Source organism: Spiroplasma endosymbiont of Amphimallon solstitiale (genome assembly GCF_964030965.1).
Classification (GTDB): domain Bacteria; phylum Bacillota_I; class Bacilli_A; order Mycoplasmatales; family VBWQ01; genus Spiroplasma_E.
The window spans coordinates 1,011,883-1,033,362 of the sequence record NZ_OZ034999.1 but is presented as its reverse complement, the minus strand read 5'-3'; the positions used below and the strand labels follow the sequence as shown (position 1 = coordinate 1,033,362).

29 protein-coding genes and 3 pseudogenes are annotated in these 21,480 nt (G+C 23.8%); 28 read left to right on the top strand and 4 right to left on the bottom strand.

Features of this window, described 5'->3' with window-relative positions:
- Positions 1-466 precede the first annotated feature (466 nt).
- The 17 genes and pseudogenes from AAHH39_RS06420 to AAHH39_RS06340 all read left to right on the top strand — a co-directional run bounded on the left by AAHH39_RS06420 (position 467) and on the right by AAHH39_RS06340 (position 9,226).
- Positions 467-1,621: an MFS transporter gene (locus tag AAHH39_RS06420; RefSeq protein WP_342219261.1), complete on the top strand. Its 1,155-nt coding sequence runs from the start codon at positions 467-469 to the stop codon at positions 1,619-1,621.
- Positions 1,622-1,858: 237 nt separating this feature from the next.
- The gene (locus AAHH39_RS06415; RefSeq protein WP_342219260.1) at positions 1,859-2,155 is read left to right on the top strand and encodes a hypothetical protein; all 297 of its coding nucleotides are present in this window, start codon (positions 1,859-1,861) and stop codon (positions 2,153-2,155) included.
- A gap of 35 nt (positions 2,156-2,190) precedes the next feature.
- Complete coding sequence (locus tag AAHH39_RS06410) at positions 2,191-2,715, top strand: rolling circle replication-associated protein (RefSeq protein ID WP_342219259.1); 525 nt, start codon at positions 2,191-2,193, stop codon at positions 2,713-2,715.
- 360 nt (positions 2,716-3,075) lie between these two features.
- Entirely contained in the window at positions 3,076-3,501 is a 426-nt protein-coding gene (locus tag AAHH39_RS06405) for a hypothetical protein (protein ID WP_342219258.1), read from the top strand.
- A gap of 214 nt (positions 3,502-3,715) precedes the next feature.
- Positions 3,716-3,991 (top strand): hypothetical protein, encoded by a 276-nt coding sequence (locus AAHH39_RS06400; RefSeq protein WP_342219257.1) that lies wholly within the window; start codon positions 3,716-3,718, stop codon positions 3,989-3,991.
- Between the two features lie 59 nt (positions 3,992-4,050).
- On the top strand, positions 4,051-4,254 hold the full coding sequence (locus tag AAHH39_RS06395) for a hypothetical protein (RefSeq protein WP_342219256.1): 204 nt from the start codon (positions 4,051-4,053) through the stop codon (positions 4,252-4,254).
- Positions 4,255-4,437: 183 nt separating this feature from the next.
- On the top strand, positions 4,438-4,857 hold the full coding sequence (locus tag AAHH39_RS06390) for a hypothetical protein (protein ID WP_342219255.1): 420 nt from the start codon (positions 4,438-4,440) through the stop codon (positions 4,855-4,857).
- 15 nt (positions 4,858-4,872) lie between these two features.
- The gene (locus AAHH39_RS06385) at positions 4,873-5,472 is read left to right on the top strand and encodes a hypothetical protein (protein WP_342219254.1); all 600 of its coding nucleotides are present in this window, start codon (positions 4,873-4,875) and stop codon (positions 5,470-5,472) included.
- A gap of 1 nt (position 5,473) precedes the next feature.
- Complete coding sequence (locus AAHH39_RS06380; protein ID WP_342219253.1) at positions 5,474-5,884, top strand: hypothetical protein; 411 nt, start codon at positions 5,474-5,476, stop codon at positions 5,882-5,884.
- A gap of 16 nt (positions 5,885-5,900) precedes the next feature.
- Positions 5,901-6,026 (top strand): hypothetical protein, encoded by a 126-nt coding sequence (locus AAHH39_RS06375; protein ID WP_338956920.1) that lies wholly within the window; start codon positions 5,901-5,903, stop codon positions 6,024-6,026.
- Positions 6,026-6,208, top strand: a complete 183-nt coding sequence (locus AAHH39_RS06370) for a hypothetical protein (RefSeq protein WP_342219252.1) — start codon at positions 6,026-6,028, stop codon at positions 6,206-6,208. The genes AAHH39_RS06375 and AAHH39_RS06370 overlap by 1 nt, the downstream gene beginning before the upstream one ends.
- Positions 6,209-6,262: 54 nt before the next feature.
- Positions 6,263-6,734 (top strand): annotated as a pseudogene (locus tag AAHH39_RS06365) (IS5 family transposase); the annotation flags it as partial.
- A gap of 164 nt (positions 6,735-6,898) precedes the next feature.
- Positions 6,899-7,222: pseudogene (locus tag AAHH39_RS06360) on the top strand (transposase); the annotation flags it as partial.
- Positions 7,223-7,433: 211 nt separating this feature from the next.
- A protein-coding gene (locus AAHH39_RS06355; protein WP_425288900.1) for an IS5 family transposase occupies positions 7,434-8,223 on the top strand; the annotation gives its coding sequence in 2 pieces (ribosomal slippage) (positions 7,434-7,694 and positions 7,696-8,223; 789 coding nt in all).
- A 30-nt stretch (positions 8,224-8,253) separates the two neighbouring features.
- Positions 8,254-8,454, top strand: coding sequence for a hypothetical protein (locus AAHH39_RS06350; protein ID WP_338956925.1), 201 nt, complete (start codon positions 8,254-8,256; stop codon positions 8,452-8,454).
- Between the two features lie 34 nt (positions 8,455-8,488).
- Positions 8,489-8,623: a hypothetical protein gene (locus AAHH39_RS06345; RefSeq protein ID WP_342219251.1), complete on the top strand. Its 135-nt coding sequence runs from the start codon at positions 8,489-8,491 to the stop codon at positions 8,621-8,623.
- Positions 8,624-8,932: 309 nt separating this feature from the next.
- Complete coding sequence (locus AAHH39_RS06340) at positions 8,933-9,226, top strand: hypothetical protein (protein WP_342219250.1); 294 nt, start codon at positions 8,933-8,935, stop codon at positions 9,224-9,226.
- Here the strand turns inward: AAHH39_RS06340 and AAHH39_RS06335 are convergent.
- Positions 9,212-9,893: pseudogene (locus AAHH39_RS06335) on the bottom strand (IS5 family transposase); the annotation flags it as partial. The gene AAHH39_RS06340 and the pseudogene AAHH39_RS06335 overlap by 15 nt on opposite strands.
- Before the next feature lie 42 nt (positions 9,894-9,935).
- Positions 9,936-10,172 (bottom strand): hypothetical protein, encoded by a 237-nt coding sequence (locus AAHH39_RS06330; RefSeq protein ID WP_342219249.1) that lies wholly within the window; start codon positions 10,170-10,172, stop codon positions 9,936-9,938.
- Between the two features lie 331 nt (positions 10,173-10,503).
- Here AAHH39_RS06330 and AAHH39_RS06325 point away from each other — a divergent pair, with 331 nt between their 5' ends.
- The 5 genes from AAHH39_RS06325 (at position 10,504) to AAHH39_RS06305 (ending at position 15,032) form a co-directional block, all read left to right on the top strand.
- The gene (locus tag AAHH39_RS06325; RefSeq protein WP_338956933.1) at positions 10,504-10,695 is read left to right on the top strand and encodes a hypothetical protein; all 192 of its coding nucleotides are present in this window, start codon (positions 10,504-10,506) and stop codon (positions 10,693-10,695) included.
- Positions 10,696-10,697: 2 nt separating this feature from the next.
- On the top strand, positions 10,698-11,756 hold the full coding sequence (locus tag AAHH39_RS06320) for a hypothetical protein (protein WP_342219248.1): 1,059 nt from the start codon (positions 10,698-10,700) through the stop codon (positions 11,754-11,756).
- Positions 11,757-11,900: 144 nt separating this feature from the next.
- Entirely contained in the window at positions 11,901-12,845 is a 945-nt protein-coding gene (locus AAHH39_RS06315) for an IS30 family transposase (protein ID WP_342217458.1), read from the top strand.
- A 235-nt stretch (positions 12,846-13,080) separates the two neighbouring features.
- Complete coding sequence (locus tag AAHH39_RS06310) at positions 13,081-13,941, top strand: hypothetical protein (RefSeq protein WP_342219247.1); 861 nt, start codon at positions 13,081-13,083, stop codon at positions 13,939-13,941.
- Positions 13,942-14,651: 710 nt separating this feature from the next.
- Positions 14,652-15,032 (top strand): hypothetical protein, encoded by a 381-nt coding sequence (locus tag AAHH39_RS06305; protein ID WP_342219246.1) that lies wholly within the window; start codon positions 14,652-14,654, stop codon positions 15,030-15,032.
- A gap of 23 nt (positions 15,033-15,055) precedes the next feature.
- Here AAHH39_RS06305 and AAHH39_RS06300 read toward each other — a convergent pair whose 3' ends face one another.
- A complete protein-coding gene (locus AAHH39_RS06300; protein WP_342219245.1) occupies positions 15,056-15,226 on the bottom strand; it encodes a hypothetical protein in 171 nt (56 codons plus the stop codon).
- 4 nt (positions 15,227-15,230) lie between these two features.
- Between AAHH39_RS06300 and AAHH39_RS06295 the strand changes: the two genes are divergently transcribed.
- The 4 genes from AAHH39_RS06295 (at position 15,231) to ptsP (ending at position 18,601) form a co-directional block, all read left to right on the top strand.
- Positions 15,231-15,377, top strand: a complete 147-nt coding sequence (locus AAHH39_RS06295) for a hypothetical protein (RefSeq protein WP_338975423.1) — start codon at positions 15,231-15,233, stop codon at positions 15,375-15,377.
- A 101-nt stretch (positions 15,378-15,478) separates the two neighbouring features.
- Positions 15,479-15,973 carry a hypothetical protein gene (locus AAHH39_RS06290; protein ID WP_342219244.1) on the top strand — a complete coding sequence of 165 codons (495 nt, stop codon included), beginning with the start codon at positions 15,479-15,481 and terminating at the stop codon, positions 15,971-15,973.
- Positions 15,974-16,138: 165 nt separating this feature from the next.
- The gene (locus tag AAHH39_RS06285; protein WP_342219243.1) at positions 16,139-16,666 is read left to right on the top strand and encodes a hypothetical protein; all 528 of its coding nucleotides are present in this window, start codon (positions 16,139-16,141) and stop codon (positions 16,664-16,666) included.
- 204 nt (positions 16,667-16,870) lie between these two features.
- On the top strand, positions 16,871-18,601 hold the full coding sequence (gene ptsP, locus AAHH39_RS06280) for a phosphoenolpyruvate--protein phosphotransferase (protein WP_425288924.1): 1,731 nt from the start codon (positions 16,871-16,873) through the stop codon (positions 18,599-18,601).
- A 19-nt stretch (positions 18,602-18,620) separates the two neighbouring features.
- Here ptsP and AAHH39_RS06275 read toward each other — a convergent pair whose 3' ends face one another.
- Entirely contained in the window at positions 18,621-19,565 is a 945-nt protein-coding gene (locus tag AAHH39_RS06275) for an IS30 family transposase (RefSeq protein WP_342217458.1), read from the bottom strand.
- A gap of 178 nt (positions 19,566-19,743) precedes the next feature.
- On the opposite strand from AAHH39_RS06275, the gene AAHH39_RS06270 reads away from it, so the two are divergent.
- Entirely contained in the window at positions 19,744-20,253 is a 510-nt protein-coding gene (locus AAHH39_RS06270) for a glucose PTS transporter subunit IIA (RefSeq protein WP_342219241.1), read from the top strand.
- Positions 20,254-20,329: 76 nt separating this feature from the next.
- Positions 20,330-21,292, top strand: a complete 963-nt coding sequence (locus tag AAHH39_RS06265; protein WP_342219240.1) for an alpha/beta hydrolase — start codon at positions 20,330-20,332, stop codon at positions 21,290-21,292.
- The last annotated feature ends 188 nt before the right edge of the window (positions 21,293-21,480 follow it).

Sequence of the window (21,480 nt, the reverse complement as noted above, 5' to 3'; positions counted from 1 at the left end):
CTGTTTAATAAATAAATGTAAATGAATTTTAAAATGTGTAGAGTTAATATTTATTTATAGTATTTCAAAAAAATAGTTTGGTAGAGAGTTATTTTTTAATTTTTAATATTATTTATTTTTCCACAAAAACAAAAATTGTAAAAACCTATGTGTTAAAGTATGTTTATATTAAGTTTTTAAGAGCAGGTTATTTGGGTTACTATAATTTATGCATCCTTTTAGAAGGAGAGTAAAAAAAATGTCTGTTTTTAATAGACTTGCATGTGTTTTTAAGCCACCTGCAAAAAAAGAAATTTTTAGTGAAGACTTAAAGCAAGTTAATAAAAAATTTATTATTTTACGTAATCAAGTTTTTGGTTTTAGCATTTTATCATATATTCTTTACTACTTTACTCGTCAAGCGTATACAGTAGCGGGTTCTGCTTTAGAAAGCAATGGTAGCATAACTAAAATGGAGTATGCTTTAATGGGAACAATTTTTGCCGTTGTTTATGGTGGTGCTAAATTTATTGTTGGAAATGTCGCTGATCGTAGTTCAGGAAGAGTAATCATGATTGTTGGATTATTTGTTTCTTCTATTTTAAATATTATTATGGGTGGTGTAGTTGCTTTTGCTGGAACTAAAATTAGTGTTGGCCCATTTGTAATGATGTTGAGTTTGATTGCGATGTTAGCTGTTTTCCAAGGCATGGGCTGACCAGCTACAGCTAGACTATTTTCTCATTGATTTACTGATAAAGAACGTTCGGGACGTATTGGAATTTGAAACTCAGGACAAAATATTGGTGCTGCTTTATTACCAGTTGTTGTTATTTCTTTAGTAACATTACTTGATCCGGGTGGAACAATTTATGGTTTATATTTTTGAATTCCTAGTATTTTTGCTTTAGCTATGATTCCATTATGTTTATGAGGATTGCGTGATCACCCTGAAGCAGAAGGGTTACCTACTGTTGAAAAATGAAAAGGTGTTCTAGAACATAAAGAAGAAAGAGTAGAACTTAATTGAAAAGAAATTTTTGTAAAATATATTTTAAAAAATAAATTTTTATGAATATTAGCATTTGCTAATATTTGAGTATATGTTGTACGACAAGGACTGGCAGGATGAACATTAATTTTAATGAAAGATGTTCATGGCTTAGATTTAAAACACAGTAAATGATTTGCTGCCTGTTTTGAATTATCTGGTTTATTTGGTGGTATTTCTGCAGCATATTTTGCTAAGTGATTTTTTAATAATCGTAAAGCACCATTAATGATATTTGGATTATTAATTGCACTTTGTGGACTAGTTTTATTGCAAGTTGCTCCTCGTGGTAATATGCCTATGCTTATTGCTGCTTTAATGATTGCTGGTTTTGGTGTTTATATGCCACAAGCAATGATTGGTGCTACTGCTATTGAGTTAACAAATAAAAAAGCAGCCGCTACTGCTTCAGGATTTACAGGATTATCTGGTTATTTTTTTGGTGATGCTCTTTTTTCAAAAGTAGTAATTGCTGGTATTGGTAATGAAAACTGAGATTATGTATTTTATTACTTTTATGGTTGTATTGCTGCTGCTATTATTTCATTAGCATTACTATGAACAAAAAATCAAGATAATAAAATATTATAAAAATATTATTAGATTAGCACCATAATAAGGGTGCTAATTTTTTTTATTTAAAATGATATTTTAATAATAAAATTAATAAAATTTTATTGATTTTCAAAGTTACGGTGTTATAATAAATTTAAGTTAAGTAACGTTTTTGTTTTATATTTGTTTTTATAATTTTTTATGATAAGATTTGTTTGTTATTAAAAAATATAAAATTGGTTTTTAAAAACCTAGAATTCAGGAATTTTATATATGGATATTCAACAAAATTTTTATGTTAAAAAAATTTTTTATGCTTGTTATGTTAAAAATGTAGTTTTACCTATTTCTTTTTTAAATAATATTGGAAATAAAAAAGGTAAATCTTATGTTGGTAATAAACAAAAGTTAAGAAATAGTACTGTTCGTACTAAAACTAATTTAATTCAAAAAGCATTACATAATTTTTATAATAGTAATATGTTAAGTTTTGTTACTTTAACTTATGCTGAAAATATGCAAGATGTTAAACAATCAAAAAAGATATTCGTTTATTTTTTCTTAAATTAAAGAAATGATGAAATGACCCTAAGCGTGCTAAATATATGGGTGAATTAAAATATATGTATGTTTATGAATATCAAGACCGTGGAGCAGTACATTTTCATATAATTTTTAATAGAAAGATACCTTATAATATGATACGTGATTGATGACCACATGCTGGAAATGCTAAGGGTATTGATTTGAGAGTTGTTCGTAAAGGTACTAATGAATTTGTTATTAAATATTTAGGTAAATATGTTACAAAATCACTAGATGATGCTAAGTCTTTAAATCAAGAAGATGTTGGTATAAAAGCATATGCATTTAGTCGTAATTGTAAAAATCCTATTATAGTTCGTGGTATTAAGAAATTGACAATTGGAGATATAATTAAAGCAAGTTTTAATGCAACAAATGTATTTTATTTTAAAACCCAAAAAGATAGTAATGGTAATACTGTTATGATTGGTGCTATTATTGAAAGTACTGTTGTAAATGATTATTTTAAAGAGTATGAAGATTATGAACGATATGTATATTTAAGTGCTTTATCGCATAAGCATTATTTACTTTTAATTATGTAGAAAAGTATGGATGACCAAAAATTATTCATCAATTTACACTTAAAATATTATTTTTAATTAAAAATTTGTTAAAAGTAACATTATTTAGTGTAAAAATTCTCTAAAAATAACACTTTATCATGTATCATTACTTTTCTACAAAATTAAAGTTATTTACGGACTAGTGAAATAGGTTATTTAATTCAAAGAGATAAAAATGTTTTGAATTGGGTAGATAAAGTTTTTGGTAATAAAGTTGAAAAAATAGATTTTAAAAAAAGAGTTTTACATTAAAATATTATTTTATTTATTTTGTGTTGTATATTATAATTTTATTAGGGTTAATGAGAATTAAAATTCATTAAGGAGATAAATATAAATATGAAACCATTACTAACCATTTTAACAACTACAACAATGGCAACTGTTTCGGGAGTAAATTTATTTCAATTAAATAATTTTAAAATAAATAATATGAATATTGACGGCAAAGATTATATTGGTGATAAAATATATGATATTAAATTTTATGATTATATTAATCATAATACTTTTTTAAAGATTGAAGATATTTATTTACAAAATTTACCTTTGAAAGCAATTAAACAATTTAATAATTTATTTAAAACTTTTTATAAAGAAAAAGATTTGTTATTTAAAGAAGCGGATTATGAAAAATTATCAACTGTTATTTATAATAATTTTTCAAAAATTTATATGGTAAATAAACAATCTATTAGAGGTATAAAAATTGAAATAGGTTTTAATCAAGCAGATTTTTTAGTTACTAATGTAGTTAAACAATAATTTATTATTTTTTTTATAATTTTACTTGTATATATATATATATATATATATAATGGTTAATGGCACTAATAATTACCTGAATTCTTATTAGTGCTTTTTTTATTTGATTTTTATTTTTTTGTGTTATACTTAATTTGTAAGTATAGGTTTACCCTACTATGCTTAACTTATTAAATTTTTAATTTAATGAATTCAGGAGGTTAAGTATTTTTTTATGTTTAAAGTTCAATTAGTTAATATTGAAAAAGGGCGTATTATTCCCGATAAAAATAATAAAGGTCAAACATTAAAGTTTGATGTTTTGAAGTTTGTAGAAATAAACAAACAAACAAGTGTGCCAACTGGTCAAACACGTGATAAATGATATAATCCGGAATTTGCTAGTAATTTTAATAATTGTTTATCTACTGTTGATTTAAAAGTTGGTAATTTTTATTCACTTGAACTTGATTTAAGCGGTCAAATTAAAAAACTTTCTAATTGAAAATAGTTATTTATAAAAGGGTAATTTTAAATAATTATTAATATGTTAGGAGTTAAGTTTAAATTATGACTAAAAATAATAATTGTTCATGTGAACAAGCATTTCATTTAGCAATTTATATATGTAAACTTTGTGACCAAGTTATTTGTCCTAAAAGAGTTTTGCAAAACTTATATACTAGAAAATATTATTGTCCAAATTGTATATTAGATATTGCTTTAAATAAGGCAATGAGACAGCAAGAGAGTAAGTTAAATTATGAGACATAAATGTAGTGATTTAACTTATGAATGAGTATATGGTTGTGAAATGTGTTACAGAGTTGCTAATGAAATGGAACGAATAAGAAAAGAGAATAAAAGAAATAAGTAAAAATTAAATAAGGGGCTTATATATGGATTATAATTCATAAATAAGCTCCTTATTAGTATATAAAGTAAGGAGTTTTATTTATGCCTAATGAGTTAGAACAAACTAGTAATTATACTTTAACTAAAATTTTAAGAACTGGATTAAGTCCATTAAGTGCTATGGTTGGAGTTAGTGCTTATTATGGTCAATATTTAAAAGACCCAATTTTAGGTTCTATTAATTCTTTGTTATTTAGTAAAAAGTTAGGAATTGATATATGGAATATTAATCAAAGACCTATTACTAGAAATAAAGTTATTAATAGTTATAAAAAGATATTTTTAGGATTAGGAACAATTGGCTTAATTAATTATGCTAAGTTTGTTCAGTATGTAGATAAGTCTTTTAATTATGTAGAAAAGTATGGATGACCAAAAATTATTCATCAATTTACACTTAAAATATTATTTTTAATTAAAAATTTGTTAAAAGTAACATTATTTAGTGTAAAAATTCTCTAAAAATAACACTTTATCATGTATCATTACTTTTCTACAAAATTAAAGGATAAGTCTGTGTCTTTATTAAAAGATGAACCTTGCTTTTGACCACCATGCCCTACTGAACCACCTAAACCAACGTATCCACCATTTACAACTGTTAAACCGATAATTGATGTTCCTTTTGTAGATTGAGATACTTATATATCTTTAAATAGTTTTGGTATAGCAAATGTTATTAGTGGCTTAACTGAATTAATACCTAATAGATTTCAAAATATAAGAAAGATAGCAAATATGGGTACTGGTGGTTGCTTGATTAGTAGTGGTGTTGCTATGGGTATTAATAATAATTTTAATAATTATTTTGCTATTCCTACAATTATTGCCGGTGCAAGTGAGATTATTAATACTTTATTGTTACCTTTGGGAAGTACACATAATAACAGTGAATTACAAGAAGTATTTACTGATGAAAGAGCAAGGTTAATTAATGCTAGTGTTAGTGATTATCAAAGTACAGATGACAGTATGGTTGATGTTGATTTAAATGATGATAGTATGTCGGAGATTAATTTAGATAGAGCAAGTTTAAATTGGGATTATTCTTATGCTTATACACTAGGTGGTGTTTAAAGTGAAAATATGAATTTTAAAATTTATGGCATTAACTGGATGTATTACATTTAGTATAATTTTAGGATTAGTTCCCAGTATTATAGTTTTAGGAATTGTTGCAATTAAACCATTATATATTTTAATTGGTATTGTTATAGGTTATGTTAGTATTCCATGAAATAATTTAAAAAATAAAATAACAAACTGAGTTTTTAATAGAAAAGAAAATAAATTAATTAAGAAAAATGACTTAAAAGTTGAAAGAAAAAGATATCAAAAACAAAAATTAGAAAGAAAATTTGAAAATTTAAATAATCAAGTAAAAGAATTAAAGCAAACATTAGAATTTCAAAATAAATTATTAGAAATTAATAATGAAAAATTAAAAATTAATGAACAAAATAAAACAATAAAAACATTTATTTTATAAGGAGCGAATTAATTTTATGAAAAAAGATAAATGAAAAAATATGCCAAGACAAAAGTTGCATAAGAAAAAGGCAAAAAGAAATTTTGAACAGAGATTATATGAAAATATGAGTTTTGATAGTTTTTTAGGAGGTAAAAAATAATGGTTAAATGAATAGTTGTGATAATTGCTGTGCTTGGTACTTCTTGGGCTTTTAAAGGTACTATTAAAAAGTTAGTTTGAAAATTTAAACATAGAAAACACAATGTAGTTGACCCAGATTGTTGATATTGTAAAGAACAAAAGCGTAAAGAAAGAGCAAGAAAAGAGTTAGAACCTGTTTAGAATCTTTTCGAAAATAATGTAAAATGATTATATATTTTAAAATAAGAGGTATATATGCATAAAAATTATCCAAGTCATGTCACCAAAGAACAATTTGAGAACATAAAATCAATTTTAGAAAATAGCAAAAAGAAAACAAAACCAAGAAGTTTAGATTTATATGAAGTATTTTGTGCAATTTTATATGTATTAAAAAGTGGTTGTCAATGAAGAATGCTACCAAAAAATTTTCCAAAATGACAAACTGTATATTATTATTTTCAAATTTGAAGTAAAAATAATGGTAAAGAACCTAGTGTATTGCAATTAATTTTAAAAAAAATTAGTTAAAAAAGTTCGTATCAATAATAATCGCAAAGAACAAACTAGTTTTTGTATAATTGATTCGCAAAGTGTTAAAAATACAGATACTACTGAAAATAAAGGTTATGATGCTGGTAAAAAGATTTCAGGCATAAAACGTCATATTGTTGTTGATTCTCAAGGTTTACCACATGCAATTTACATAACCACAGCAGAAAAAACCTTTAATTTTGTAGAAAAGTAATTATACATGATAAAGTGTTATTTTTAGAGAATTTTTACACTAAATAATGTTACTTTTAACAAATTTTTAATTAAAAATAATATTTTAAGTGTAAATTGATGAATAATTTTTGGTCATCCATACTTTTCTACAAAATTAAAGAAAAAACAGATCGTAATAGCGCTATAATAATGATTGAAAATGAAAAAGAAAATCTTTCTGCAGTTCAAAAAATAATAGTAGATGCTGGTTATACTGGTGAAAAATTTGCTTCTGAAATCAAAACAATCATAAATGCAAATGTTGAAGTGATAAAACGTAATGAATTACATACTTTTGTAGTATTACCAAAAAGATGAATTGTAGAACGAAGCTTTGCTTGATTAGAAAAATACAGAAGATTATGAAAAAATTGTGAAAGAAAACTAAATACTAGTTTACAAATGGTTGTTCTTTCATTTATTTCAGTTTTATTAAAAAGATTCTAAACAGGTTCTTAGAAAACCAGAAAAATTTTTTAATTATGTAGAAAAGTATGGATGACCAAAAATTATTCATCAATTTACACTTAAAATATTATTTTTAATTAAAAATTTGTTAAAAGTAACATTATTTAGTGTAAAAATTCTCTAAGAACCTGTTTAGAATCTTTTTGAAAATAATGTAAAATGATTATATATTTTAAAATAAGAGGTATATATGCATAAAAATTATCCAAGTCATGTCACCAAAGAACAATTTGAGAACATAAAATCAATTTTAGAAAATAGCAAAAAGAAAACAAAACCAAGAAGTTTAGATTTATATGAAGTATTTTGTGCAATTTTATATGTATTAAAAAGTGGTTGTCAATGAAGAATGCTACCAAAAAATTTTCCAAAATGACAAACTGTATATTATTATTTTCAAATTTGAAGTAAAAATAATGGTAAAGAACCTAGTGTATTGCAATTAATTTTAAAAAAAATTAGTTAAAAAAGTTCGTATCAATAATAATCGCAAAGAACAAACTAGTTTTTGTATAATTGATTCGCAAAGTGTTAAAAATACAGATACTACTGAAAATAAAGGTTATGATGCTGGTAAAAAGATTTCAGGCATAAAACGTCATATTGTTGTTGATTCTCAAGGTTTACCACATGCAATTTACATAACCACAGCAGAAAAAACAGATCGTAATAGCGCTATAATAATGATTGAAAATGAAAAAGAAAATCTTTCTGCAGTTCAAAAAATAATAGTAGATGCTGGTTATACTGGTGAAAAATTTGCTTCTGAAATCAAAACAATCATAAATGCAAATGTTGAAGTGATAAAACGTAATGAATTACATACTTTTGTAGTATTACCAAAAAGATGAATTGTAGAACGAAGCTTTGCTTGATTAGAAAAATACAGAAGATTATGAAAAAATTGTGAAAGAAAACTAAATACTAGTTTACAAATGGTTGTTCTTTCATTTATTTCAGTTTTATTAAAAAGATTCTAAACAGGTTCTTAGAGGAGGGAGGTGATTAATATGCCAAAAGGTTTAAGTGCTTTAATAGAAATGATTGGAGGTATTGGCCAAAAATTATTAGAATCTTTTAGTTATGTTTTTAACTGAGTATTTGCGGGTGATTCTATAATGACAAATTGACCGGTATTAATTCCAATATTTATGATGGTCTTAGTATTTATTAAAGAATTTATTGGACATATTATTCGTGGATTTAGATAGAAAAAATTAAAGTTGTTTTTAGGAGGTAATAGTTATGATTAAATTATTTTTTGCAATAATTTTTGTTTTTCCTTTATTAGGTAAACTTTTACCTTCTTTAAATAATATTGTGCAAAATATTTTGCAAAGTTATATTACTGATTTTTCCTTTAATTTTGTAGAAAAGTAATGATACATGATAAAGTGTTATTTTTAGAGAATTTTTACACTAAATAATGTTACTTTTAACAAATTTTTAATTAAAAATAATATTTTAAGTGTAAATTGATGAATAATTTTTGGTCATCCATACTTTTCTACATAATTAAAAGATTTTTCTGGTTTACATAATTTGTCTTTGGTTATTAAAAGTTTTATTTTTGGTGATAGTTCACAACAAATAGTTTCAATGCCAGCACCATTGTTAGCAATTATTTTAGTGCTTTTTACTTTTTCATTAATTTTAAAATTATTAAAAATAATATAGGAGTAGTTTATTATGGGTGTTGCTTTTATTTCAAAAGTTTTAGAACTATTTGGACAAATTTTTATGAAATTTTGAAATTTGCCAATGGCAGATTTAGGTTTTAATTTGGGAACTTTTGTTATTTTTATTCTTTTAATAAAGTTTGCAATGTCAGTTTTTTTAAATATTGATATTCAGCCAGTTTCTACATCGGGGACTGTAAAACAAAGTTATAAAAATATTAAAGGTGGTTCAAAATTTGTTGGAAAGCAAATTGCTAAGCAACATGAAAGAAAACGTTTAAGAACCTGTTTAGAATCTTTTTAATAAAACTGAAATAAATGAAAGAACAACCATTTGTAAACTAGTATTTAGTTTTCTTTCACAATTTTTTCATAATCTTCTGTATTTTTCTAATCAAGCAAAGCTTCGTTCTACAATTCATCTTTTTGGTAATACTACAAAAGTATGTAATTCATTACGTTTTATCACTTCAACATTTGCATTTATGATTGTTTTGATTTCAGAAGCAAATTTTTCACCAGTATAACCAGCATCTACTATTATTTTTTGAACTGCAGAAAGATTTTCTTTTTCATTTTCAATCATTATTATAGCGCTATTACGATCTGTTTTTTCTGCTGTGGTTATGTAAATTGCATGTGGTAAACCTTGAGAATCAACAACAATATGACGTTTTATGCCTGAAATCTTTTTACCAGCATCATAACCTTTATTTTCGGTAGTATCTGTATTTTTAACACTTTGCGAATCAATTATACAAAAACTAGTTTGTTCTTTGCGATTATTATTGATACGAATTTTTTTAACTAATTTTTTTTAAAATTAATTGCAATACACTAGGTTCTTTACCATTATTTTTACTTCAAATTTGAAAATAATAATATACAGTTTGTCATTTTGGAAAATTTTTTGGTAGCATTCTTCATTGACAACCACTTTTTAATACATATAAAATTGCACAAAATACCTTTAATTTTGTAGAAAAGTAATGATACATGATAAAGTGTTATTTTTAGAGAATTTTTACACTAAATAATGTTACTTTTAACAAATTTTTAATTAAAAATAATATTTTAAGTGTAAATTGATGAATAATTTTTGGTCATCCATACTTTTCTACATAATTAAAACAAAATACTTCATATAAATCTAAACTTCTTGGTTTTGTTTTCTTTTTGCTATTTTCTAAAATTGATTTTATGTTCTCAAATTGTTCTTTGGTGACATGACTTGGATAATTTTTATGCATATATACCTCTTATTTTAAAATATATAATCATTTTACATTATTTTCGAAAAGATTCTAAACAGGTTCTAAGAAATAAGGCTAAGGGTGTTGAAAATAAAAAAGGAAAGTTTGTAGGTACTTAATTATGAGTGATTTTGTGAATAGTATATTGCATTTAATTTTTATATTTTCTAGTAATGATATTAGTATATTTTTAAATCAAACTAATATTACTGATGAAGTTTATATTTTGTTTAATTTGACTTTTTGGTTGGTATTAGGTGTATTTTTTAATTTTATTTATCGTAGTATTAAATTTATTTTTAGGTCATTGTTTGGGTAGGTGTTAAGTATGAGTGTTTGAGATATTTACAATAAAATACATCAATGTATAGTTGATTATTGAACTATGTTTATAGGAAGTCCAGTTGACCAATTTACTACTATTTTATGAAATTTAGTAGTTTATGGAACGCAGTTTTTTATTGGATTTATTATATTTTATGGTTTATGATGAGTTTTAAGATGTTTGTTTGGTAAATAATTATGTGATTTAAATTTGCTAAATTGTTTTTTGTTGTAAATACTTCTGTTCAAGCACCAACTAGTTTAATTGTTTCAAATGACCCTAATGTCGTTAATTATGATATTACAAAAGAAATGGTTAAACATGTTAAGTATCATAATTTTGATGATTGAGCAACAATACCATGAAATTCTGCTTATTTTGATGTTGACCAACCGGATTTAAAATTAGTAAGTGGTGAATTTATAGGTAATAATGAGGGTTTATATACGTGTTATTATTATAGTGATACAGTTGGTGTTCCGTCACAAATGATAGATATGGGAACTGGCGTTTATACTTTTAATAGAAAACAATTAGATGAATTTTCACGTATTATGTTTAATCATAATTATGTTGCAAAGAATAATACTAATAATTTAAATTTTGTTAATACTGGTAAAAGTATTATAAATTTTCAAACACAGTTAAATTTTGAAATTGATAAACCTTTAAGTTTTTATATTCAAGGTTTTATGTTTTATTTTGAATATGAATATTTTAAAACTTTTACTGCTAATTTTACTTTTAGTTTTTTAGATTATGTTGGTGATACAAAATATGTTTTTAAAGGTAAAGTGGATAATGATATTTATCAACAAGATTTATATAATTTTGTTACCATGCCTATTCGTGTTCCAAATTTAAGACATTTAACAGTATTTTTTGATGTTCATGGTGAATCAACTAGACCAACTTTTTCACCACAGTTGAATTTTGGTCAAATCAATATTTTTTCAAGTGAAAATATAACGCCAGTGCCACCAAATAGTCCTTTTAATCCTGAATATGAAAGACCAAGTTGATATGATGTCTTTGGACATTTACGTAATGCTTTTAGATGAGTACTTTATGGTGTTGTTGGTAAAGTTTTACCAGTTGAACCATTAAGACAATTTCTTTTTACAACAGATAGTTTATTACGACATATTTTTTCAGATACGATTAGTACTGCTTTAAACTTTGATATTGTTAGTGGAATAGAAAATATTATACCTTTATGATTATTTGTTAGAGCAATTAGTTTAATTATAGGTTAGGAGTTTATTATGAAAAAGAAAGATTTATTTGAAATTTGTAGTGGAGTTGTTTTTTGTTTCCTGAATTGTAAAATTAAAAAGGACACTTATATAAAAATTAAATTGTGTTAATTCTATAATTAAGAAAAGAAAGGAATTAGCACAATGTATAAGTATCTGACTATTGAATCAATAATAGCAATAAAAGAATATAAAAGTTATGGATTTTCGATTCGTAAAATAGCAAAAGCCATTGATTATAGTAAATCAACTGTACATAGAGTTTGTAGATTATTAAATCAAAACTTATTACCATTAGAAATATTGAATAAAATTCAAAAAAATAAACAAAATGCAGGTAGAAAATTAATAATTTTAACTTTAATAGAAATTAATACTATTAATCATTTGTTAATTACTAAAAATTATGCTCTTGATATAATTGCTAATTTTTTAAAGGAAAATAAAATAAAAAGTATTTCAACAAAAACTTTATATAACATGTTTAAAACAAATCGAATGGGTTTTGATGAAAATAACTTATTGAGAAAAGGAAAAAATAAACCTCACAAACAAAAAGAAACTAGGGGCAGAATTAATAATTGTAAGTCTATTCATGAAAGAAATTTAATCATTCCTAATATTAAAAATATAGAAGAATTTGGTCATTTAGAGGGTGATACTATCATTGGTAAAGATCATAAAAGTTCTATTATTACTTTAGCTGATATATGATCAAAAACCACAATTCCTTTAGCAACTAAAAATAATAAATCAGAAAATATTACAAAAAGTATAATAAAATTTATTTCAAAGTTACAAAAAGGAACAGTTAAAACTATTACTTTTGATCGTGGTAAAGAATTTAGTAAATGAAAATTAATCGAAAAAAATTGTAATGTTAAGATTTATTTTGCAGATCCTGGTAAACCTTGTCAAAGAGGTTTAAATGAAAATAATAATGGTATTTTAAGAAGATATTTACCAAAATCTACAGATCTATCTTCATATAAACAAAAAGATTTAAATACTATAGCATTTCAAATTAATTCTACACCCAGAAAATCACTATCTTATAAAAGACCAATAGATTTAATACAATTATTTTAAAAAACTGTCCCATTTATATTTACAATTCAGGTTTTTTAATATCATCATTTACTGCTTTATTTTTTGATTTTGATGTAGACAAATTAAAGTTATTTTTTGAAAATGCTAGTTTTGGTTCAAAAATTTTAATTTTCTTTTTTGATTTTATTTTTCCTTTTATTTTAAGTTCATATTTTATAAAATTTTGTTTTTGAATTAAAAATAAGTTTAAAAATAAAAATAAGGTGGTTAAATAATGCCTTGATATGGTTATGTATTATTAGTTGTAGGTTTAATTATGATTATTTATCCAATTTGTATAACTATTCGTAATGTTAAAATTTTAAAACGAGTTGGTAGTTATATTATTTCAGCACCTCCAAGAACTGGCAAATCTGCTCTTGCTTGTTGTTTAGCACAAACTCATAAGAAACGAGTAGTTAGTCCTTTCCCTATTAAGTTAAAGACTGGTTATTCTTATTTGGTTAATTATAACGATGTTTTTACTTTTAATCAGTTAGCAAGTAATTATGCTTTTGAGGAACAAGATTTAATAATTTTAGATGAATTAGCATTAAAAATAAATTCTAATGATTTAGGAGTACAGTTTAAAAATCAACAAGAAAGTTTAGGACAATTTTGTAAGTTAATAGGTCACATGTTTAATGGTACAATGTATTTGATTGAACAACACCCTAATAGAATACCAGTACAAGCAAGAGAAAAAGTAGAGTATGTTGTTCAAGTTAAACGTATGCATTTTTTGGGTTTTATTGTTATATTTAATCTTAATTTATATACTAATATTGAGGATTATAATAAAGTAGTATTTTCACGTCGTAGAACAAAGAAAATGATTAAAAGAGGTATTATGCCTCCAAGTTATAGTGGTGAAGCAATGGCTATGACTTTATTTTTTCCTAGACACTGGTTAAAAAGGTATAATTCACGTGCTTTACATTATGTGCATGAACTTAAAAGTGAATTGTCACCTAAGAAATACCTTAAAGAAGCAAGTAGTATTGATATGACTTATAGTGATATTAAGTCTGCTGGTTTAGATAAATTGGATAATATTTTAAAGAAAAAAGATAAACCTAAAAATAAAGATAAATAAAAATGATTATAGTCCCAGTGAACCTACTGGGACTATAATTTGGGTGAGCCACGTAGTGGCGAGGGACGAAGTCCCTATATACTTGGACACACAAAATTATTGGTTATTAGCCTACTAGTATTATTTTTTATTTTTACTAAGTAGTTTTTTTATGTTTTTTTGTAATGTCTTATAAAAAGGAAAAATATATTGTTATTTTTAAATAAATCTAGTTATATATTCTTATTTTTTATTTAATGAAATTACAATATATTATTTATGGGGTTTTTCTTTTACATATTGATAGAAAAAATGAAATTTAGTTGATTCAATTATTCTTTGTAAGTAAAACAATAATTTCTTATATATAAAAAATATATATTATGAACTTTTAGTTTTAATTTAAATAGTTCTATTAAAAAGAGATATTGGAATAAAATCAAGAAATATAAGCGAATTGAATTAATATAGAAACATATAAATAGAACATTTAACACAAATATTAAAATTTCAAAATAAAACTTATATTTCTTTAAAAAGAAAATGAAAATATTGTGTTAATTTTAAAATATGTTTAAAAAATCTTTGGAAACTTTTCTCAATCTTTATGCAATAAAATTTTAATTATACATAATAGAGAAAACGTGTTATTAATATAAGTTTAAAAAGGAAAGAAGCAAAGACAAATGTGTCCAATAAATGGTAATAGTGCCAGTATAAGAAATCAAAATATGGAATCTTTAGTGGTAGGAATAGAAAATAATAATGAAATAGTTATTACTAAAACTAAAAAAAATATTGCAGAACTTGCAAATATTAATTTAAGAATTCGTTATTATACCAATTACATTAATCAATATTGAAATAGTGATGAACAAAAATATAAAAATAAAGTAAGAATATATTTTAATGATTTAGGAGAAATTTATGAAAATTTACCAAAATTTATTAAAAAAGAAAGTGAAATAAGTTCAAATAATTGTTGTTGAAAAACTATTGAATATTTATCTTCTCCAATTGTATTATTAACAGGTATTTCAATTAGAGTAGCACAAAGATATTTTTCAATAGCTGTAGTATCAGAAAAGTCCTTTAATTTTGTAGAAAAGTAATGATACATGATAAAGTGTTATTTTTAGAGAATTTTTACACTAAATAATGTTACTTTTAACAAATTTTTAATTAAAAATAATATTTTAAGTGTAAATTGATGAATAATTTTTGGTCATCCATACTTTTCTACATAATTAAAAGAAAAGTCTATAATAGGTAAAACTTTTATAGAACAATTAGAAATATTAGGCAAAGGAATGTGAGAATCATTAAAAATTCCTGAAAATTATGCTATGGCTGGTGTTGATACACTTACATCTTATTTTTTATCTTACTATCCATTTGGATTAAAAAGTATTATTGATTTATTACCTTCAAATCAATTAACACAAAAAAAGAATTAGATGAATATTTACCACTTGAAATTATTATTAAAAAATTAGAAAAACATTTAGAACTTAAAGAATATGAAAAATTAAATAAAATTAATTCGAACTTAGATAAGTTGTGTACTAATTTATCAACAATTATCAAAAAACATGATGTAATAAATCATATTAAAGATGAATTAAAAAAGATTGATTTTAATGATGAATTTACTTTTGAAAAATTTAATTCTTTAATTAGTGCAGAAATCAGTGATGATTTTTTAAAAGAACTTTTAAATGAATTAAGTGAATTATCAAAAACTGATTTAAAAAATGAAGACTATTCTATTAAAGAAATTATAAAAAATAGTTTATCCAATACTAACTTTTTTTTAACAACATTATTAATAAATCATTTAGTTATTACTGCTTCTTCTGCTTATACTGCTGAAACATTAACATGAGAATCTTATAAAGAAGATATAGTATCAATTAATAATATTATTTCAACTATTGTTCGTGCTACAGTAATGAGATTTGTTAATGAATGTTTTATTAAAAATGCATTAAATACAATTTTTGAACCAGTAAAAAATTATTTTTGCCCTCAAAATAATGTTTTAATTATGTAGAAAAGTATGGATGACCAAAAATTATTCATTAATTTACACTTAAAATATTATTTTTAATTAAAAATTTGTTAAAAATAACATTATTTAGTGTAAAAATTCTCTAAAAATAACACTTTATCATGTATAATTACTTTTCTAAAAAATTAAAGAAATAATGATCATACATTGCTACAATCATTTAAAAATTGAGTTAAAAATCAAAATAAATTAAGTCAATTAGGAGTCTTTATCGTTAGTTTTCTTTTTATTAGCGCTATTACTAATGCTATTAAAACTTATGCAGCAGATGTTGCACAAAATAAAGGTGATTGAAAAAAAGCTTGAATTCAATTTAAAGAAACATTTCCAAAATTAGGAATGGTATTATCAGCACTTGGTGTAACTAGTTCTGATTTATATAATTTAACAAATAAAATGAAACCAGATTTTAAATTAATATATAAGCAAGAAGAGCAACAAAAGATTATTGATGAAGTATTATCTGAATTACCAAATATAATAAATCAAGCAAATGGAAATGCTGCTAGTGATGGAAGAGGTTTTCTTACTAGAAGAATAAATGGTCATATTAATAATATTAATGAATGAGATGAAAATGATGTGCAAGATATAAATAACTCAGATAGAGAATATCTTATTCCTAATAATAATCGTAATCATGATCGTTCTCTTATCCAATGCGTAACTATCTAATTATATTAATATAGTGAAAAGATTCCTACTTTTAATTTCATTAAAAGTAGGAATTAATATATATGAAAAATATTTAAAAATATTAAAATCATTTTTATTTATAAAAAGTTTAAATTATAATAAATATTTTATACAATATTTCATTTTTTTTATTATAATTTAGTAGACTATTAATAAACATATTTTATAAGGAGTGAAATATATATAATGTTAAAAATGAAAGGTATTGGTGCTAGTAATGGCATTGCTCTAGCCAAAGCATTAATCTTAAAACATGAAACTATCAAAACTAATCCTAAAAAAATTAATGAAAAAGAAATAGAAGGAGAAGTTAAAAAGTTACATGATGCCTTAAAAATAGCAGGTGATGAAATTAAACAACTCATCCAAAATACAACAAAAACTTTGGGTGAAGAAAAAGCCGCTGTTTTTGAAGCTCATTTTTTAGTAACAACTGATCCAGTATTAATTGAAGATACTGAAAAGTTAATTAAAGAAGAAAAATATAATGCTGCTAATGCTTTAGAAAGTACTGCTAATAAAGCAATTACAACATTGCAAGCAATGGATGATGATTATTTTCGTGAACGTGCTGCTGATGTTATTGATGTTCGTGATCGAATTTTACGTAAAATTTTAAATATTAAAACTATTGATTTAAGTGCAATTAAAGAAGAAACAATTATTGTTAGTCATGATCTAACACCTTCAGAAACAAGTCAATTGAATCCTAAATTTGTTAAAGGATTTTTATGTGATATTGGTGGTAGAACTTCTCATGCAGCAATTATGGCTCGTAGTCTTGGTATTCCAGCAGTTCTTGGGTTAAAAAATGTTACTACAAAAGTAAAAAATAATCAATTTTGTGTATTAGATGGTAATACTGGTGAAATTGAAATTGATTTAAATAGTAGTGAAAAAAATAAATGAGTTGCTAAACAAAACGCATGAATTGAAGAACAAAAAGAATTATTAGTATTTAAAGGTAAATTAACTAAAACTAGTGATAATCATGAAGTAAAGTTAGAAGCAAATATTGGTTCACCTAAAGATATGATTAAAGCAATTGAATATGATGCACAAGGAGTAGGACTTTTTAGAAGTGAATTTCTTTATATGGAAAGTAGTGATTTTCCAAGTGAAGATATTCAATTTGAAGAATATAAAAAAGTATTGTCTGCTACTAAACATAAAGTTGTTATTAGAACTTTAGATATTGGTGGTGATAAAGAATTATCATATTTAGATTTACCAAAAGAAATGAATCCTTTCCTTGGTTATCGTGCCATTCGTTTGTGTTTAGATCGTAAAGATATTTTTAAAACTCAGTTACGTGCTTTAATTCGTGCTTCAGCTTTTGGTAAATTAGCTATTATGTTTCCAATGATTGCTACTGTTGAAGAATTTAAAGCAGCTAAAGCATTATATGAAACTTGCAAAAAAGAATTAATTAAAGAAAAAGTTAAAGTTAGTGATGATATTCAAGTTGGAATGATGATTGAAATTCCAGCAGCAGCAGTTAATGCCGAAATATTTGCTAAATATGCGGATTTCTTTTCAATTGGAACTAATGATTTAATTCAATATAGTTTAGCCGCTGATCGTATGTCAGAAAAAGTGTCTTATTTATATCAACCATATCATCCATCAATTTTACGTTTGATTAAGATGACAATTGATGGTGGACATAAATATAATCGTCCTGTTGCCATGTGTGGTGAAATGGCTGGTGATAAAATTGCTGTTCCACTACTAGTTGGTCTAGGGCTAGATGAATTTTCAATGTCTGCATCTAGTGTTTTAGAAACTAGAAAAATTATTAGTACTTTAAATAAAAAGGATACAGAAATATTAGCATCAAAAGCATTACAATGTGAAACCAATGAAGAAGTTAAATCATTAGTAGAAAAATTTTTATCAAAACCTGAATTGTAAATATAAATGGGACAGTTTTTTAAAATAATTGTATTAAATCTATTGGTCTTTTATAAGATAGTGATTTTCTGGGTGTAGAATTAATTTGAAATGCTATAGTATTTAAATCTTTTTGTTTATATGAAGATAGATCTGTAGATTTTGGTAAATATCTTCTTAAAATACCATTATTATTTTCATTTAAACCTCTTTGACAAGGTTTACCAGGATCTGCAAAATAAATCTTAACATTACAATTTTTTTCGATTAATTTTCATTTACTAAATTCTTTACCACGATCAAAAGTAATAGTTTTAACTGTTCCTTTTTGTAACTTTGAAATAAATTTTATTATACTTTTTGTAATATTTTCTGATTTATTATTTTTAGTTGCTAAAGGAATTGTGGTTTTTGATCATATATCAGCTAAAGTAATAATAGAACTTTTATGATCTTTACCAATGATAGTATCACCCTCTAAATGACCAAATTCTTCTATATTTTTAATATTAGGAATGATTAAATTTCTTTCATGAATAGACTTACAATTATTAATTCTGCCCCTAGTTTCTTTTTGTTTGTGAGGTTTATTTTTTCCTTTTCTCAATAAGTTATTTTCATCAAAACCCATTCGATTTGTTTTAAACATGTTATATAAAGTTTTTGTTGAAATACTTTTTATTTTATTTTCCTTTAAAAAATTAGCAATTATATCAAGAGCATAATTTTTAGTAATTAACAAATGATTAATAGTATTAATTTCTATTAAAGTTAAAATTATTAATTTTCTACCTGCATTTTGTTTATTTTTTTGAATTTTATTCAATATTTCTAATGGTAATAAGTTTTGATTTAATAATCTACAAACTCTATGTACAGTTGATTTACTATAATCAATGGCTTTTGCTATTTTACGAATCGAAAATCCATAACTTTTATATTCTTTTATTGCTATTATTGATTCAATAGTCAGATACTTATACATTGTGCTAATTCCTTTCTTTTCTTAATTATAGAATTAACACAATTTAATTTTTATATAAGTGTCCTTTTTAATTTTACAATTCAGGAAAAAATAAAAATATTATTTATTTTTAAAGTTACATTATTTAATGTTAAAATTATAAACATCTAATTTACATAATTTTGAGGAGAATCGACATATGTTTTTCAAGAAAAAAAATCAATTACCTTTATTAATTTATGCACCAGTTACTGGTAAAGTTATTAACCTTAGTAAAGTTGAAGATCCAGTATTTGCTCAGGAAATGTTAGGGACTGGTTTTGCTATTATTCCTGAATATAAAGGTAAAGATGGAGTTGAATTTGTATCACCATTTGATGGAAAATTAGCAACAGTATTTAATAAAGGACATGCTTATGGTATTAAAGATGTAAATACAGGTATTGAATGTTTAGTTCATATTGGTATTGATACTGTTGAATTAGCTGGTAAGGGCTTTGATATTAAAGTTGAACAAGGTAAACCAATTAAAAAATCAGAAGTAATGGTAGTTGCTAATTTACAAGAGGTTAAGAATAAAGGTAAAAAAGTAACAACACCAATTGTTTTCACTAATGAAACAATGGAAGGTTATGTTGTAAAGCAAGTAGTAAAAGATGATGAACAAGTAACGGTTGGTCAATTAATTGCTGAAGTCACTAAGAAATAAATATTTTTATTAAAACAAAATTAATTTGATAAAATATTAGTAAGTATTTATATATTATTGGAGGGTATCATTTATTATGGATAATTTTTGGCAACATTATTGATGAGCAATACTTATTGTAGTTTTAGCTATGTTAATAATACTTTATATTTTATATAGAATTTATCAAATTTTCCATATTGATTATCACTGAGAACTGAATCGTCATTTTCCACAATGAAGTAACGAGGGAATCATTACTAGGGATAACTATTTTTTACATACTGAATTTAAATTTGTTGATAATAGTAAATATATTATTATTGGTATTCATGGTATGGGTGCCTCTTTAACAGACTTTAAAACAGCTGCTAAGTTTTTTACTAAAAATGGTATTTCATTTTTAAGTTTTGATCAACGAGGTTGAGGAGAAAATGAAAAATGAAAATATCATACTTTAGGAACAACTATTAATGATATTAAAGATATTATAACGGTTTTGAATGAACGTTATCCTAATAAAAAAATTTTATTAATGGGTGAATCATTAGGTTCAGCATTAACAGCATTAGCAATTAAAAGATTACCAAAAATGATTGATGGTGCAATTTTAACTAATTTTGTTACTAAGAAACAAATATTTAAAATAAAACCTTCATTAGTTTGTCATGCAATTTGAGGATTTCTATTTTATAAACATCATCCATTACCTATTACTTTTGATATGGAAACAATTTCTATTAACTCTAATTATATTAAAAAAGGGAAAATTAGAGCAATGACTAATATGAAATTTACATTATTATTTTCCTTACAAGCACAAAAATTAAGTAAACAAGTACCGAAAAATCTTAATAGTGCTAAATGTCCGATTTTGATTGTTCAATCTGCAAAAGATATATTTGCCGATTTTGATAAAATTGAGAAAAATAATAAACGTTGAAGACAGGGGATAACTTATAGTTTTTATGAAGAAGGTAATCATGCAATTTTAAATGAACCCAATATTAATATTATTTTAGAAGATGTTTTAACTTGAATAGAAAAAGAACATATATAATGATTATTTATGATATTAGATCAAAAAAATAATTAGAAAATTTAAAAATAGTAAATAATAGTTGATTGAGTAATTTTTACTTTATAGTTATAATAGTATTTATAATTTAATAATTGTTCATACCTAGTATAGTAATTTAACTATACTAGGTTTATTAAATTAAAATTATATGTGAAAAGGAAGATAAA